The sequence below is a fragment of the Geminocystis sp. CENA526 genome (assembly GCF_050753365.1).
Lineage (GTDB): Bacteria > Cyanobacteriota > Cyanobacteriia > Cyanobacteriales > Cyanobacteriaceae > Geminocystis.
Genome location: NZ_JBLZFY010000005.1, coordinates 44274 through 59203, shown reverse-complemented (window position 1 = coordinate 59203; position 14930 = coordinate 44274). Strand labels below are relative to the sequence as shown.

Sequence of the window (14930 nt, the reverse complement as noted above, 5' to 3'; positions counted from 1 at the left end):
AATAAATAAAATTTATCAAATATCTACTATGAAATTTATATTTTTAGATTCAGGAATCTTAGGCATGGTATCTAATCCAAAAACTAATAAGTTTAATTTGGATTGCCAACTTTGGTTAGATAATTTATTAGTTAATAAAGCTCATGTGATTATTCCAGAAATTGCTGATTATGAGGTAAGAAGGGAATTAATTAGAGGAGAAAAAAAAGCTAGTATTAAAAAATTAGATGAACTTAAAAACCTGCTTATTTATCTTCCTATTTCCACAGAAGTTATGCTTTTAGCAGCTCATTTATGGGCAGAAGCTAGACAAAAAGGAAGCCCTACCGCAGACTCTAAATCTCTTGATGGAGATGTTATTTTGGCTTCTCAGGCAAAACTAGCAGAAATAAATGGGAATAGTGTTATTGTTGCTACTCGAAATGTGAAACATTTATCTCTTTTTGTTGATGCTAGAGAATGGCAAAATATTGATTAACTTATACCAATCGATTCAACCAAAAACTTTTCATTCCCACGGATTTTGCTCCCTCATAATCTTCTTTTTTACTATCTCCAATATACCAAGCATTTTCGGCTTGACAATTATGTTTTTCTATGGCACTTAAAAAGATTTTTTGATCAGGTTTTGCTACTCCCGTGAGGGAAGAAATAGTAATTGTTTGAAAATATTTACTTAATTCTAAGTTGTCTAAAACTTCAAAAATTCTGGTATCAAAGTTAGAAATTATCCCTAATTCTATGCCTTGTTTTTGCCATTGATTAAGAGTAGATATTACTTCATCATAAATAAACCAAGGTTCTACTGTTTTAAATAGTTCATAAAGTTCTCTAAAATATTCCTTAAAATTATTAAATTGTTCGATCGAACCTTCTTTAGTAAAGGTATTGTAAGTAATATTTTCCCACCATTTAAACTCTAATTCTTTAATTTCGGCTTCATTGTGAGTGTCAAAAGCAAGGGGAGAAGATTCTTTAAAAACTTGATAGAAACACTGATCGATCGAATCTGCACAAGTGTTTACCCCGTATTTTTGAGCTAATTTAGTATAAATATATCCTACACTATTTTTTACCCCAAAGATTGTTCCCACTGCATCTAACAAGATAACTTGAGGAGGATGATTGTTATTGATAAGTAAATTATTAAGTTCGGATAAGTTATTTAGTATATCAATCATAATAGAATCGATAATTTTATAGTTCACTCAGGTTATCAATAGGGCTATTTTACCTGTTACTGATCCTGTTTCCATTATTTTATGAGCGATCGAAGCCTCCTGTAAAGGAAAAGTTTGATTAAGATGTACCGTTAATTTACCCTCATCAATCCATGTCGCACACTGTTGTAAAATATCAGTTTGATGTAGTAAAGCCTCCCTTAAATTCATCAAAGCAGGAGTTAACATCAACTCCAAACTAATTCTCAGGTTACGATTACGAGCTACTTTGAGAGTATCAATACTGCTATCAGGTTCGAGAATAGTGACAATATCACCATAAACTTTGACGGCTTTACAGGTATCAAAAAATGTTTTACCGCCAATGGTATCAAAAGCCACATCAACACCCTTGCCATTAGTCCAATCAAGGGTAGTTTGAATAAAATCCTGTTGTTGATACAAAATGGGCAAATCTGCGCCTAATTTACGCACTAATCGCTCTTTATCGGGGTTACTCACGGTAGTAGCCACTTTTGCACCCTTAATCTTCGCTAATTGTATCGCTACATGACCTACTCCACCAGCTCCACCATGAATTAACACCGTTTGATCTTGACTTAAGTTTACTCGATCGAACAGAGATTCCCAAGCCGTAATTAAAACTAAGGGTAAACACGCAGATTCAGCAAAAGACAAAGATTGAGGCTTAAAAGTCACAAAATCTTGCTCAATCACAGCGTATTCTGCATAATTTCCCGTATTCGGTTTTCCTAAACCACCACTGCAAAAATAAACCTCATCACCCACCTTAAACTTGGTAACTTGTGAGCCGACACTTTCCACTATTCCAGCACCATCACAACCGAGAATGGCATGGGAATATTCAGGGTAAAAAGTACCTCGACTACGAATTTTCGTATCAATGGGATTAATTCCTGCGGCTTTAATTTTGACTAAGATTTCTGTGGGTTGTTTAATAGTCGGAGTGGCGACTTCTTGTAATTGAAGAACATCCACATCTCCCGCTTGTGTCATTACGATCGCTTTCATAAATAGGTTTAGTCTCTCAATGGAATGAAATTAAAGTTAATTCAGTTGTTTTAAATCTATAGGACAATTTTGCCACACCGTACCATCTAAAGCTAATTGTTCAATATAACTAGCCAATTTAAGGGCTTTTAAGGCTTGTTCACCTCCTACAGAGGGTTGATTACCTCCTCGCACACAACTAACGAAATGCTCTAATTCTGCGTGCAAAGGCTCTATATTACTGGTATATACTTTTTCGATTAAACCATCTTGACGATATAATATTTGTCCATAGTCAGTTGTATAGTTAGCAGTAGTTTGACGATGGATTAAAATTTCATTGTTGAGAAAATCGGCTTCCGTAAGACTGCTTTTACAATGAGCGACGATACGGCGAATTTTTTGATGGGTTACTTTACTGGCAGTGACTGTAGCGACAATGCCATTAGCAAAATTTAAAGTAGCAGTTACATAGTCCAAATATTTAGACTCAGAGACACGACTGCCCGTAGCGCTTAATTTAGTGACAGGTGATCCTGCTAATTCCAATAGTAAATCTAAATCATGAATCATTAAGTCTAATACCACAGAAACATCATTAGCACGATGGGAATAAGGACTCATGCGATGGGCTTCTAATGCGAGTAAATTTTCAGTTTTTAAGACTTTGCTTAATTCTTGGAAAGCGGGATTAAATCTTTCTATATGTCCAACTTGTAAAATACAGTTAGTAGAAGCGGCAGCATTAACTAAGGATTCTGCTTCAGAAATACTAGCGGCGATAGGTTTTTCGATTAAAACATGAACCCCTGCGTTAAGACATTCTAAACCGACTTGATGATGAAGTCTAGTGGGGGCTGCGATACACACTGCTTCCACATGGGGTAACATTTCTAAATAGTTTTCAAAAAAATGTACTCTATATTTACTAGCAATATCTAATCCTCTTTCCACATTAACATCTGCTATACCTACCAATTCCACATCTTTGAGCAAACTAAGGACTCTTGTATGGTGTTGTCCCATATTGCCTACGCCAATTACGCCTATTTTTAAAGGATGATTATAGCTTCGTTGCACGGGTAAATTTCCTGACGATAATCTTTGATTTTTCATAATTATACTCCCCCAACAAAAATAATTTTTAAAATTTTTTAATATATTTATTTAACTCAGATAGTATCATAGTTATTTTGATTCTGGTGATTTTTTTACTATAGATAAAGTGGAAATCTGTTACCTGATACCTTCGATCGATATTTTGTGTAATGTGTGTAGTTAATGAAAAGCTCTAGCATCTTTTGCGCAATGTCCGTTAAGATATGTTATAAGAGCATAAGGCTAAAATTCCAATAGAGGGAAGAAATAATGGTATTTGATTCAAATTTTTTTCAGAGAGAATCAGAAACGACGGAAAGAAACGCATTAGTAGAATATTTACAGAAACAACATCCAGACACCTTAGAAAGAATCGCCCAATCTGCTACCCCCGAAGTAAGAGAAATTATCACCCATAATGTCCAAGGTTTATTAGGGGGTTTACCTTCTGAGGGATTTAACATTCAAATAGTCACTGACAGACAAAACTTAGCTAATTTATTAGCATCTGCGATGATGACTGGTTATTTTCTTTGCCAAATGGAAAAACGCAAGGATTTAGATGAGAGTATTAGCGATACGGATTCCCTTTTTTAGAATGGAGAATGAAGAATGGAGAATGCAGAATTAACACCTAAATTCTTTCGTTACTCATTACTCATTACTCATTACTCATCACTAGGCAACTAAAACATTATTATTTTGAGATAGTACTCCTTGATAAAAGTTGCGTAATTGAGCCGTGGCTGAACTCCAGCCCCATTTTTCCGCTTCTAAACGAGCATTTTGTCGTAATTGCTCTCTTTCCTCTTTATGGGCTAATAAACGGCGGGTAGCCTCGATCGAACCTTGAGTATCATCAGGATCAAACATATAGCCGTTAACACCATCGGTGACAATATCAGGAATGCCTCCCCGTCTAGCGGCAACCACAGGGCAACCTGCCGCCATAGCCTCTAATAATACTAATCCGAGGGTTTCTGTGGAAGAAGGGAAGATAAAAGCATCCGCAGAAGCATAAGCGCTTCCCAAATCTTGCCCATGGAGATAACCGACAAAATTTGTGTTAGTATTAGCAAAATAAGTCTCTAATTCCGCTCTAGCGGGTCCATTGCCCACAATAGCTAATCTAGCCTCTGGAATACTCTCTAAAACGGGCTTTATCTTGTCAATCTCTTTTTCTGCGGATACTCTACCGACATATAGTAATAATGGTGCGTCTGGATTACCTTGAGATAGTTTATTTCTCATTTCTGAGGATGCTAAACTAGGTTGAAAAGAGTCTGTGTCAACTCCTCTTTGCCACAAATCCACCCTTTCGATACCGTGATTGACTAATTCATCCACCATAGCGGTAGAAGTACAAAGATTTAATAATGCTTGATTATGGGCTAATTTAAGCAATTCCCATAAAATACCTTCTAATGCCCCTAAATTATAATGATGAAGATATTGAGGTAAATGGGTATGATAAGATGCGACTAAGGGAATATGATATTTTTTGGCGTAGAAAATGCCCCCTACTCCCAACACCGCAGGGTTAACCACATGAACCAAATCAGGCTTAAATCTTTGTAAGGCAAAGCCAATGGAAGGGTTAGGAATTGCCAATTTTAATTCGGGATAGAGGGGGAGGGGAATACCTTTAATACCGTTAATTCTTGCTCCTTTATATTCTTTTAAACCGCCTTCAGGAGAAAAGATTAAGACTTCATCTCCTTGTTTTTGTAAATGTTCAACGGTATGTTTTAAACGGGTAACGATGCCGTCAACTTTGGGCAAAAATGTTTCGGTAAATAAGGCAATACGCATAAATATTCGATCGTCAGTAGTCAATAATTAAGTAATAAATATATCACTACTTGCACAATTTACCTGCAAATCGATCGAAGAAAAATGAATAGGTATCTCTATTAAGGTTATCGAACTTGAAACTGAAACAGTTTATAATTAGTACATCTGGAATGATGAGGAGGTTAAATTTTTTGTGGTTGAATGAATTAAAATCTATTGAAATTGTTGAATCTGATATTATCGATAATATGATCGAGGTAGGTAGTGGTTGTAAATGGCGAGGAAGAGGAAATGAACCACAATGGGATAATCCCAAATCAATGAAGGCTTATGATCATATTTTACGACATCATGGAGCAAAGTTAAACTCTAATAATTTACAGGGTAGAGCATCAAGTAAAAATGTGGATCAAGGACAATGGTTAAATGATCAAGATTGGTTACAATTAGAAAAGTTAATTCCTAAATATTATGGAAATTATACCATTAAATTTAATCGTCCTATTGGTAGAATTTATCATACTGATGGAAGGGTTACGGAAAATGTAACTTATGCAAAAATTGGTAGAAATGCAGACGGTACAATTAAATATGGTTATCCAATACTTACACCTAACATCAATAAAAATTAAGGAATAAAATATGAATAGTATTGAACAATTTAAAATAAGATTAGCAGAACGTAATTTAGAAAATTTTGCTCCTCCTCCTGATGATCCTTTAGGGGAATTGTCGCCTTTTGAATTAGGATTAAGAAAGTTTTGCTACGAATATGATCATAAAGTGATTGTGGCGGTAGGGAAAACAAAATTTAATGTTTTTTTCGATCCTGATATTTGTATGTTATTAGAGGATAGATTTTGTGAAGATATTGCAGAATTAGAACAGGGTAAAACTATTCGTTTAGAGTTCGCTGAAAGTTATGCAATAATTATTAAATTTGTGCCTATTGGTGAGGAAATTAAATGTTATTTAAGAGAATTTGGTTATTCAAATAATGAAACAATAGTTATGTTGAATAAACAACAAGTTTTAGATGAATTAAGGCGGTTTTTAACTGAATTAATGGAACTTGCTGTTAATCTTGGTTATGTTAGTTTAGAGGATAAGAATGAGTTTATTAATCCTGCTTTTTGTGATTTAAAAGTGTTAATATAGAGTTCGATCGATTTGCACTACCTGTAATTATAAATCTTAGTATATCCTAACTCCACGTCTTTGAATGCTTCCTAGCCTATAATCAAAATATATAACTTTAGTATCACAATCATTTATCCATGTTTAATCTTGAATGCCAATGGGATCGATCGAACAAACTTAGTTCAAGTGTATCAGAGCATATATTGCGTGTGAGAATAAATCCTGATACTGCAACTACCACCGCCGAAGGTTTACCCCTGAGAATCGCCATCGCCCTTGATACCAGTAGCTCCATGAATGGTGATAAACTGGCAAAAGCTAAGGAAGCCTGTATCGCTATTGTCAACAATTTAAGACCGATCGATCGTCTCTCCCTCGCCTGTTATAATACGAATGTGATCACTTTGGTTAACAACAGTAACAACAAAACTGAAACCACACAAGCTATTAATAATCTTATTGCTACCGGTGTCACCCGTACCGATTTGGCGTTAAATTGGTTTCAAAAAGTATTACCACCAGAAAAAGGAGTGGCTAGGGTGGGCATTTTAATCACCGATGGTAACGCTACCGATGGTAACGGCATGATGTTAGATGATACTAGCTCGATCGTGGTTCAAGGGCAAGAAATCAGTCAAAACGGCATAGTCATCGACACCGTTGGCTTAGGGGATGCTGGTAATTTTAATACCGCATTTCTGACAGATTTATGTGCAAAGGGTAAAGGTACGTTTATTTATGCTGATAATTTAGCTAATTTTCAGAGTCTTTTAACCGCCAGATTAAGCAGTTTTCAAACAGTAGCAATGGAAGGAGCAAAATTAAAATTAAATCCGAAAAATCAGGTAAAATTAAAAGGTTTTTGTTGTTTACGTCCCGATTTTTTACCTTTAGAAGAAGTGCTAAAAAATGAGTTATTATTAGGTACAATTCACACAAATTGCTTTACGGATATTTTAATTTCTGTAGAAGTTCCTCCTGCGGATTTTGGTAATAGTAACGGAGAAAAAGAAGTCTTAGAAATAGACTTAATTACCGCAGAAAATAATTCGATTGTCAAGCAAATTACTACTTTAAATTATACTGGTTCTTATAAAGAAATTCAGCAAATTAATGAAGATGTTGATCAAGATTTGTTGCGATGGAAATTGAAGATTTATAGTGCCGAATTAACGAAAACAGTTGATCCCAATAAAACAGGAGAATTATTAATTAATATGCAGGTAAATGCCACTAAAATAGGAGAAAAAGAATTAGCAAAAACCGTAGCTTCAACTCTCGATAATTTGCAAAAAACGGGGCAATTAACCCCTCATCAAACCACCAGTTTATTTAGAGATACTCGACAAATTAACTAACAAAATAAAGTCTTTATTAGAATTAATGATCAATGGCGTATTTGTTTTTCTTGGGATAATGGCGCTCAAGAAGTAGAAATTGTTGATTATCATTAATTTTTTATGATGAATTTTCAACTATTAATATCAAAAAAAGGTAACTTATGACAGATTGGAAAAAACCGATTCATCCGGGAGAAATATTAGCAGATGAATTAGAAGAAATAGGCTTAAATGCTTCCCAACTAGCCGATATTATTGGAGTACCGAAAAATCGAATTTATCAAATTTTAAATGGACAACGTAACCTGACAGCAGACACAGCTTTACGTTTAGGAAAATTTTTTGATACAGGAGCAAAATTATGGTTAAATTTACAAAAAAATTATGAGTTAGATGTGGCTAGTCAAAATCTAAATAATCAGTTAGATTTTATTATTCCTTACCATAAATTAAAACAACATTTATCTCTTAATTAAAAATAGAATAATCCTTAAAAAGTTCCTAAAAGAGACTTTAGCTATAGCTATTACCCTTATCAATTTCTGGCGAATCGATCGAATTGACCTACATTTGATCAAATATTAGAGATAATTGCTATAATACTATTATTATTATTTTCAAACTTAAACATTATGGATGGTATTCAATATATTGTTAACGAAGAAGGGGAAAAAAAAGCCGTTATTATTGACTTAGAAAAATGGGGTAGTTTATGGCGAGAATTTTCTACAAAAATCGAAAATTTACCCGATGATGATCAAGAAAATTGGTTAAATAATCCTACAGTACAAAATGACTTAAATCAAGCATTAGAATGGAATTATAATAATCCTCCTTTAGTCTCTAATTTAGATGAATTAGCTACAAAATTAAATATTTATGAATAAAGTTTTACTAGACTTAAATAATACCATTTTTCAAAAACACTTATTTAATTTATCTAAATCAGATTTAATTGCAGTATTTAAAACTTTGAAAAAAATATCTAATTTAACATGGGAACAATTATATCAAGATCAAGGCTTAAAATGGGAAATGATCAAAAATAAACAAGGAAAAAAAGGAGAAAAATTATATACCTTGAGGATAACTCAAAAATGTCGATCGATCGGTGTTAGAGAAGGAGATTATTTACGCTTACTATCTTTACACACAGATCATGATTCTGCCTATAAATGATTCTTAATTGCTATTGTTTACTTTATTAATAATATTTTCTAACAATTTAGGAGATATAAAAAAGTTAGTTTTTTCTAATTCTTTGAACTTATTAACTTCAATTAAACCTGCTAAACAACCATCATAAAGAATACCTAATAAACCAATTATTTTCAAGTTTCGGTTTTTAGCAACTTTTCGAGCTAATTTTTCATCTAAAATAATCAAATCTGCTTTAACTTCTTCTGCTAAAATAATAGCACTTTTTTCTCCTTTATCAAGTTTATCTAATTCTAAATCAATTTTTTCTTGATGATTTTTTATCACTAACCATTCTGGTTTATTTTTTAAGTATTCTCTTACTTTTTTAGGTGAACATTGATTAGTTAATTCTTGATAAACTACTTCTGGAATGATAATCTTACCATATAATTCTGGTAAAATATTAATACAATCAATGATAATTAAATAACAAAGAGGAGAAGTATCCGCAATAATGATCATTTAATACCTCTTAATGTATTAATTGTATTCAAATCTTCTTCTAAATCTTCCTCATCATAATTTAAAAAAATTCCAGAATCTTTTAAAAATTTATGTACTTCCAAAGATGAGGATAAATTTAATATTTCTTTTAATTCATAAGTGCTAATTAATCTATTTTCGTATGCTTCTAAAGCAATATTTTTTATAATTTTTTGTGATAAATTTCCCCATTTTTTCTCTAGTTTTGATGTCATTGTATCTGGTATTGTAATTACTATTTCCATGATTTATACCTCTTTTTTTTCTGTATTTAAAAATAATATAGGTAAGGATAAAATGGGCAATGCCTACTATTTTAATTAATTTTCATGATTTTGTTTAACCATGAGAAAATGCTTAGGTTATGTTCGATCGTCTTGAAATAAAATTCAGACTTAAAAGTTAAGTTATCTAAAGATAACACAAAAACTTATGTTAATGGGTTTTGACTATCACCAAGAAAATTATTTCTTATCTATAATAAATTGAGTTACAATTAAGATATTGTCATGGTCAAAGAAAGATGAATAATCAAATATTATTTAGAATGCTCGAAGGGCAAAATATTGATAATAAATATTACCTAAAAAGTCTCTTAGGTACAGGAGGATTTGGTGGAGTTTATTTAGCGGATGAAGTGGTTAGAGATAGATTTATTAGAGAATTGGCGGTTAAATTAATTATCACCGATAACCCCGATAAACAATTAGATGAATTGATTTTTTCTACTACCTTAAAACATCCTAATTTACTCGATTGCTATACCTGCGGAGAATGTACATTAAATAATTTTGAATTTCTCTATTTATTGATGGAAAAAGCAGATTATAGTTTGGAAGATGAGTTAAAAAAAGGTAAATTACCAGAAGAAAAAGTTAAACAATTAGTATTAGATATAGCCAAAGGATTGGATTATTTACACAGTCAAAAACCTGTAATTGTTCATCGAGATTTGAAACCGGGTAATATTTTAAGGGTAGGGGATAAATGGAAAATATCGGATTTTGGTTTAGTTAGAAGTGTGCAGAATAATTCGACTAAAACCACCACAATGATGGGATCAATGGGTTACGCTCCTCCAGAAGCCTACGAGGGCAAAATCTCCTCAGCTTGGGATATGTGGTCATTGGGCATTATTATTTATGAAGGGTTAACGGAAGAATTGCCTTTTAATAGTGAGACTCCTTTAGCATTAATGCAGGAAGTAATTAATCAAGAGCCTGATTTAAAAATTATCCCAAAAAATTGGCAAGAGATAGTAAATAATTGTCTCAAAAAAGACGAAAAAAAAAGATTAATTGCGAAAAATTTAATTAAGAATCTACAGTTAAATATTACAATTGAATCGAATGAAAATGCGTCTGGTTATTTTAAAACTGGTTATAATTATAGAGAATTAAAACAATATGAAAAAGCTATTATTGACTATACAAAAGCCATTGAATTAGACCCAAATTATATTTATGCTTATAATAATCGTGGTGTTGTTTATGAGAATTTAAAAGAATATGAAAAAGCCATTATGGACTATACAAAAGCTATTGAATTAGACCCAAATTATAAATCTGCTTATAATAATCGTGGCATTGTTTATGGACAATTAAAAGAATATGAAAAAGCCATTATGGATTATACAAAAGCTATTGAATTAGACCCAAATTATACCTATGCTTATAATAATCGTGGTGTTGCTTATGAGAATTTAAAAGAATATGAAAAAGCCATTATGGACTATACTAAAGCTATTGAATTAAACCCTAATTATACAATAGCTATTAAAAATAAAAAAATAGCTGAAAAAGAAATAAAAAAACAAAAAAAATGGTTTATTTTCTAAAATATAAAAAATACAGTGATTTGAGTAAATTTAGTATTTTAAGAAATACCATATAAACAAGAGTAAATATTTTTGTTGAAGAAGTCTAATACTCTAATATGTATAATAAATTGAATGCTCGATCGAATCATCCTTGAAATGTATTTTTTATTTGTAGCAATATTTTCTGAAGATAAATTAAGCATTACCGCATCCATTCAAAACCAACACTAATCTGAGAATCATTTTGTTTAATGGAATTTTGCCAACCGATTTCTGTGGCTAAACGGAGATTTTTGGTAACAGCATAACCAACATTGATTTCTGTAATTCCTACTTCTTCGTTACCCGTAGGAGAAACAAAACTTTGAGTAATGAAAATATCCCCTGCGCCTTGAGGAGAAAAAATTAATCCTAATCTTACTCCCACATTTACCCCCCCAGTGTTATAACCTGCGGTTTCTATATAGCGATACCCCAAAACAGGGGCAATATTGACATAACTCCCCAAGGGTAATAAATAATATTGTAAATTCGCCCCCACTGATAATCGATCGAACTGAGGGCGATCGGAATTACTCAAATCTTGGCTATATTTGGCACTAAAAGTTAAGGGAGTATTACCGATAAAAATATCTTCTACCCCGACAAAAAAACCCCCAGAATTTTTATTAGATGGAAATTCTGTATAACCAAGACGGTAACGAGTACGAAAACTTGGTTGATGAATTATTTTATCAGAAACATCAGGTATTTCTTTAATCCATTCTCTAATTACGGGGCTATTTTCGATGATACTAGGTTCTAGGTCAAATTCGGCACTTTTTTCAGAAAAATCGCTCTGTTGAGCCATAACCGCCGTTACCGTGAATAAATTGACCAGAGATAAAATTATTTTAAATAGCATAATCCCATTGGTGTTAAAACATCGATCGTAACTCATTAACAACCGTCGTTAATTGTTCGGTGGACTGTTCTACTCCTTGAGTATAATTACGAATATGATTTAACTGTTCTTGAATAGGATGTAAACCCTGTTCGACAAAGTTAATTTTAGCTTCAATGTGAGCGACTTCTTGATGGAGATGTAAATATGCTTCTTCTTCTTGGTGAATTTGGGCTAGTTGTTGCTCATATTGTTGTTTTTGAGAGGAAACACTTTGTTCAACTTGAACGACATTTTGTCGCAATAGTCCAACTTCGTGATTTAGTTTATCCCTATGGTATTGCATTAAACTCCGTTGAGTTTCTATTTCCCCTAATAATGGTCTTAAATTTACTGTTTCTCCAAATTCAACATCCATTACCCCTTTACGACGACTGAGGATTTTAAAATGTTCATTGAGCATTTTTTGTTGTTTTTTCAAGGTCTTTCTTTGTCCTACCAAAGTCTCATTAAGTAGCTTCATCGCTTCTTGAGCATCGGCTAACTCGGTTTCGAGGGTGAATTTTTCGATTTCGGAAGCTCGATCGAGCTTCCCTTGAATTTCTTTCACTTCATTTGCCTGTAAAGTCAATTCTTCCTCTTGTAAATTGACAAAGTTTACTTGCTTTGCGGTATCTTGTTGAATCTTATTTACAATCTCCTCTAAATTACCCAAAGGCATACTTTCTAAGTCTTGAAAATTGATGTCCATATCATCCACATCATCAGATAAGAAAGAAACCTCTTGATCTAATTTACTGATTGCCTCTAAATAGATATTTAATTGCCGTAAAGACTCCTCTTTTTCTTGTAATAAAATTTGCTCTGAACGGAATTTGATTGTTACTTGTTGCAATTCCCCTTGCACAGATTCTAATTGTTGTCGTTTTTCTTCAAGACTTTGTTTTTTGTGCGTTAAATCTAGTTGTTTTTGTTGTAAAGATGTTTTGAGCGAGTCCACACTTTGCCAATAATTATCTAACAATTCTTGTTGAGTGTTGACACTAATAACAATTTGTTGTACATTATTTTTCCCAAGACTAGGATCTGAAATATTACCTAAGATAGAATTTAACTTATGGTGAAATTCCCCTTGATTGCTTTTATTTTCCGAGATTAATTTTTGTTGTTCTCTAAGTTCTTCCCATGCTCCAGTTAGATTTTCTTTTTCTTTTTCTAACTGAGTAAATTCTTCTTGTTGTTGTTGTAATAACTGTTGTACTTGATCTAATTCAGCTTGTCTTTTAGCGATTTCCTCTCCCTGTATTCTCAGGGAGGTTTTCCATTCTTCGATTTCGATTTCTTGTTCTTTGGTTTTTTCTAAGGTACGAGAAAAATGACGCAGATAATTCACCACACGAGAACCTGCTAATTCTGGATTGCCCTGAAGTTGCCTATTATTATCCAGATTAACAATATAAAGAGCTCCTTTGATAGTTTGATCTGAGATCGCATCTATAGTCAAGGAGTCATCTCCTGATACTGCATTCCACGTCTGATCCGCCGACTGAACTGCTAATAGTTTCAAGTCGGTTTTATACGCTCCTGTCACAAATGCTCTATTTTGACCTTTTACTTCTGCCAGATATAACACAAATCTTGATCCCTTTATGGTTAATCTTTGAACAATTCTATAATATTGACAATTCCCTTGACAAAAGTCTATAGGGATTATTAATTATTTTCGTTTAATGTCATGAAATGGATATATTTTTGGTTTCCACCGTTCGATCGCACCATGACATAACTGATTCATCATAGCATATTTTGAGGAATGAAGAATTAAGAATGAAGAATTAAAAATTAAGAATTAAAAATTAAGAAGGACAAGAGGCAAAGTAGTATTATTCCCTTAGTCTTCATTTTCTATTTTTGCTTAACGCATTCTATATCTAAAATTCATATCCCCTTTATAACCCGTCAATTCTGCTAGTTTTTCTAAACTTTGGACTCCTTCATAGATAGTGCCATCAATAACCCATGTGGGAAAAGCTCGAACTTTAGCATCGATACACTTTTGAGGGGCAGGGGCAACACCTTTAGGATCGCATTCGACTTTTGCCATTGCGTTAAAGGCTTCTTTACCGAATAATAATTTTTGATCATAACAGTGAGGACACCAATAAGCGGAGTACATCACGGCGTTATTTTCTGCTAAATGTCTTGCTAGGGCAATTTCGGCTTCTCCTGATGTGGTGGTAATTTCCCATCCCAAAGGTGGTTGAGCTGCTGTTTGGGCTTGAGGAATTGGTATTCTTTGTCCATCAGTTATTTCTATATTGTCATCTTGTCCCATAATGGGGGTTACATTGGCATAAACTCCCAAAGCACCCACAAGGGTTATTAAAGCAACGGCGATACCTGTAAAAAATAATTGTCCCATATCCTCCCATTCGTGACCGATAATTGTTAAGGTGAGTAAGCTAAATGAAAATAATGCCGAACCTATACAGTAAGGGCATACAGCTTGAAGTTTGAAAGCTAAAACGAACATTAAATAACTGCTAAAGGCAGTCATGGCAAAACTACCGATGCCCATTAACCACCATGTCCAGTTTTCCAGTTTTTGTCTTAATTCTTTGTTTTTATCAGGGTTAACAAATAGGGGTGCTAAGGCAAATACAGCCATACTGAGATAGGCAAAAGCCCCAAAAATGCTTAAAGGAGGTCCAGTTTTGCCTTGGGGATCGAATGGATAGGCATAGGCACTATCTAAGACACTATCACAGCCTCCTGCTTCTGCTGTACAGGCTATGTCTGCTCCTCCTAGTTTACTTAGGGTTAAATAGATGGTTAATATTAAACCCACAATGGCGATCGAACCGATAATAAATCGAGATTGACGTTGAATCCAAGGTTGGTTACGGCGACGACGTATCATAATAATTTTAAATAAGGTATTAAGGTTATTGAAATTTTAACAAATGAATTTAGACTCTAAG

The 14930-nt window shown here is 33.2% G+C and carries 18 protein-coding genes and 1 pseudogene; 10 read left to right on the top strand and 9 right to left on the bottom strand.

The window, feature by feature from the left end:
* Positions 1-28 precede the first annotated feature (28 nt).
* The gene (locus ACN4EE_RS03035) at positions 29-478 is read left to right on the top strand and encodes a type II toxin-antitoxin system VapC family toxin (RefSeq protein ID WP_431704923.1); all 450 of its coding nucleotides are present in this window, start codon (positions 29-31) and stop codon (positions 476-478) included.
* A gap of 1 nt (position 479) precedes the next feature.
* Here the strand turns inward: ACN4EE_RS03035 and ACN4EE_RS03030 are convergent, their stop codons facing one another.
* Genes ACN4EE_RS03030 through ACN4EE_RS03020 form a run of 3 tightly spaced genes read right to left on the bottom strand, consistent with a single transcriptional unit; the run spans position 480 to position 3308 of the window.
* Positions 480-1181, bottom strand: coding sequence for an HAD-IA family hydrolase (locus ACN4EE_RS03030; RefSeq protein ID WP_431704922.1), 702 nt, complete (start codon positions 1179-1181; stop codon positions 480-482).
* Between the two features lie 27 nt (positions 1182-1208).
* Positions 1209-2213 (bottom strand): zinc-dependent alcohol dehydrogenase family protein, encoded by a 1005-nt coding sequence (locus tag ACN4EE_RS03025; protein ID WP_431704921.1) that lies wholly within the window; start codon positions 2211-2213, stop codon positions 1209-1211.
* 36 nt (positions 2214-2249) lie between these two features.
* Positions 2250-3308 (bottom strand): Gfo/Idh/MocA family oxidoreductase, encoded by a 1059-nt coding sequence (locus ACN4EE_RS03020; RefSeq protein WP_431704920.1) that lies wholly within the window; start codon positions 3306-3308, stop codon positions 2250-2252.
* Between the two features lie 252 nt (positions 3309-3560).
* Here ACN4EE_RS03020 and ACN4EE_RS03015 point away from each other — a divergent pair, with 252 nt between their 5' ends.
* The gene (locus ACN4EE_RS03015; protein WP_431704919.1) at positions 3561-3887 is read left to right on the top strand and encodes a DUF760 domain-containing protein; all 327 of its coding nucleotides are present in this window, start codon (positions 3561-3563) and stop codon (positions 3885-3887) included.
* Between the two features lie 81 nt (positions 3888-3968).
* Here ACN4EE_RS03015 and ACN4EE_RS03010 read toward each other — a convergent pair whose 3' ends face one another.
* Positions 3969-5102, bottom strand: coding sequence for a glycosyltransferase (locus ACN4EE_RS03010; RefSeq protein WP_431704918.1), 1134 nt, complete (start codon positions 5100-5102; stop codon positions 3969-3971).
* 179 nt (positions 5103-5281) lie between these two features.
* On the opposite strand from ACN4EE_RS03010, the gene ACN4EE_RS03005 reads away from it, so the two are divergent.
* The 7 genes and pseudogenes from ACN4EE_RS03005 to ACN4EE_RS02975 all read left to right on the top strand — a co-directional run bounded on the left by ACN4EE_RS03005 (position 5282) and on the right by ACN4EE_RS02975 (position 8743).
* Positions 5282-5716 carry a hypothetical protein gene (locus ACN4EE_RS03005; RefSeq protein ID WP_431704917.1) on the top strand — a complete coding sequence of 145 codons (435 nt, stop codon included), beginning with the start codon at positions 5282-5284 and terminating at the stop codon, positions 5714-5716.
* Positions 5717-5726: 10 nt separating this feature from the next.
* Positions 5727-6242: a hypothetical protein gene (locus ACN4EE_RS03000; RefSeq protein ID WP_431704916.1), complete on the top strand. Its 516-nt coding sequence runs from the start codon at positions 5727-5729 to the stop codon at positions 6240-6242.
* Positions 6243-6361: 119 nt separating this feature from the next.
* Entirely contained in the window at positions 6362-7582 is a 1221-nt protein-coding gene (locus tag ACN4EE_RS02995) for a vWA domain-containing protein (protein ID WP_431704915.1), read from the top strand.
* A gap of 15 nt (positions 7583-7597) precedes the next feature.
* Positions 7598-7678: pseudogene (locus ACN4EE_RS02990) on the top strand (type II toxin-antitoxin system RelE/ParE family toxin); the annotation flags it as partial.
* 47 nt (positions 7679-7725) lie between these two features.
* On the top strand, positions 7726-8040 hold the full coding sequence (locus ACN4EE_RS02985) for a HigA family addiction module antitoxin (RefSeq protein ID WP_431704914.1): 315 nt from the start codon (positions 7726-7728) through the stop codon (positions 8038-8040).
* A gap of 156 nt (positions 8041-8196) precedes the next feature.
* Positions 8197-8451 carry a hypothetical protein gene (locus ACN4EE_RS02980; RefSeq protein WP_431704913.1) on the top strand — a complete coding sequence of 85 codons (255 nt, stop codon included), beginning with the start codon at positions 8197-8199 and terminating at the stop codon, positions 8449-8451.
* A complete protein-coding gene (locus ACN4EE_RS02975) occupies positions 8444-8743 on the top strand; it encodes a hypothetical protein (RefSeq protein WP_431704912.1) in 300 nt (99 codons plus the stop codon). The genes ACN4EE_RS02980 and ACN4EE_RS02975 overlap by 8 nt, the downstream gene beginning before the upstream one ends.
* Before the next feature lie 3 nt (positions 8744-8746).
* Here the strand turns inward: ACN4EE_RS02975 and ACN4EE_RS02970 are convergent, their stop codons facing one another.
* Both ACN4EE_RS02970 and ACN4EE_RS02965 read right to left on the bottom strand, forming a co-directional pair.
* A complete protein-coding gene (locus tag ACN4EE_RS02970; protein ID WP_431704911.1) occupies positions 8747-9226 on the bottom strand; it encodes a DUF3368 domain-containing protein in 480 nt (159 codons plus the stop codon).
* A complete protein-coding gene (locus ACN4EE_RS02965; RefSeq protein WP_431704910.1) occupies positions 9223-9492 on the bottom strand; it encodes a UPF0175 family protein in 270 nt (89 codons plus the stop codon). Before ACN4EE_RS02965 ends, ACN4EE_RS02970 begins: the two co-directional genes overlap by 4 nt.
* Before the next feature lie 278 nt (positions 9493-9770).
* Between ACN4EE_RS02965 and ACN4EE_RS02960 the strand changes: the two genes are divergently transcribed.
* Positions 9771-11084, top strand: coding sequence for a protein kinase domain-containing protein (locus tag ACN4EE_RS02960; RefSeq protein ID WP_431704909.1), 1314 nt, complete (start codon positions 9771-9773; stop codon positions 11082-11084).
* A gap of 184 nt (positions 11085-11268) precedes the next feature.
* Here the strand turns inward: ACN4EE_RS02960 and ACN4EE_RS02955 are convergent, their stop codons facing one another.
* The 3 genes from ACN4EE_RS02955 to ACN4EE_RS02945 form a co-directional block, all read right to left on the bottom strand.
* Positions 11269-11970, bottom strand: a complete 702-nt coding sequence (locus ACN4EE_RS02955) for a hypothetical protein (RefSeq protein WP_431704908.1) — start codon at positions 11968-11970, stop codon at positions 11269-11271.
* Between the two features lie 13 nt (positions 11971-11983).
* Positions 11984-13582, bottom strand: coding sequence for a pilus motility taxis protein HmpF (gene hmpF / locus ACN4EE_RS02950; RefSeq protein ID WP_431704907.1), 1599 nt, complete (start codon positions 13580-13582; stop codon positions 11984-11986).
* A gap of 282 nt (positions 13583-13864) precedes the next feature.
* Complete coding sequence (locus ACN4EE_RS02945) at positions 13865-14869, bottom strand: vitamin K epoxide reductase family protein (RefSeq protein ID WP_431704906.1); 1005 nt, start codon at positions 14867-14869, stop codon at positions 13865-13867.
* Positions 14870-14930 lie beyond the last annotated feature (61 nt).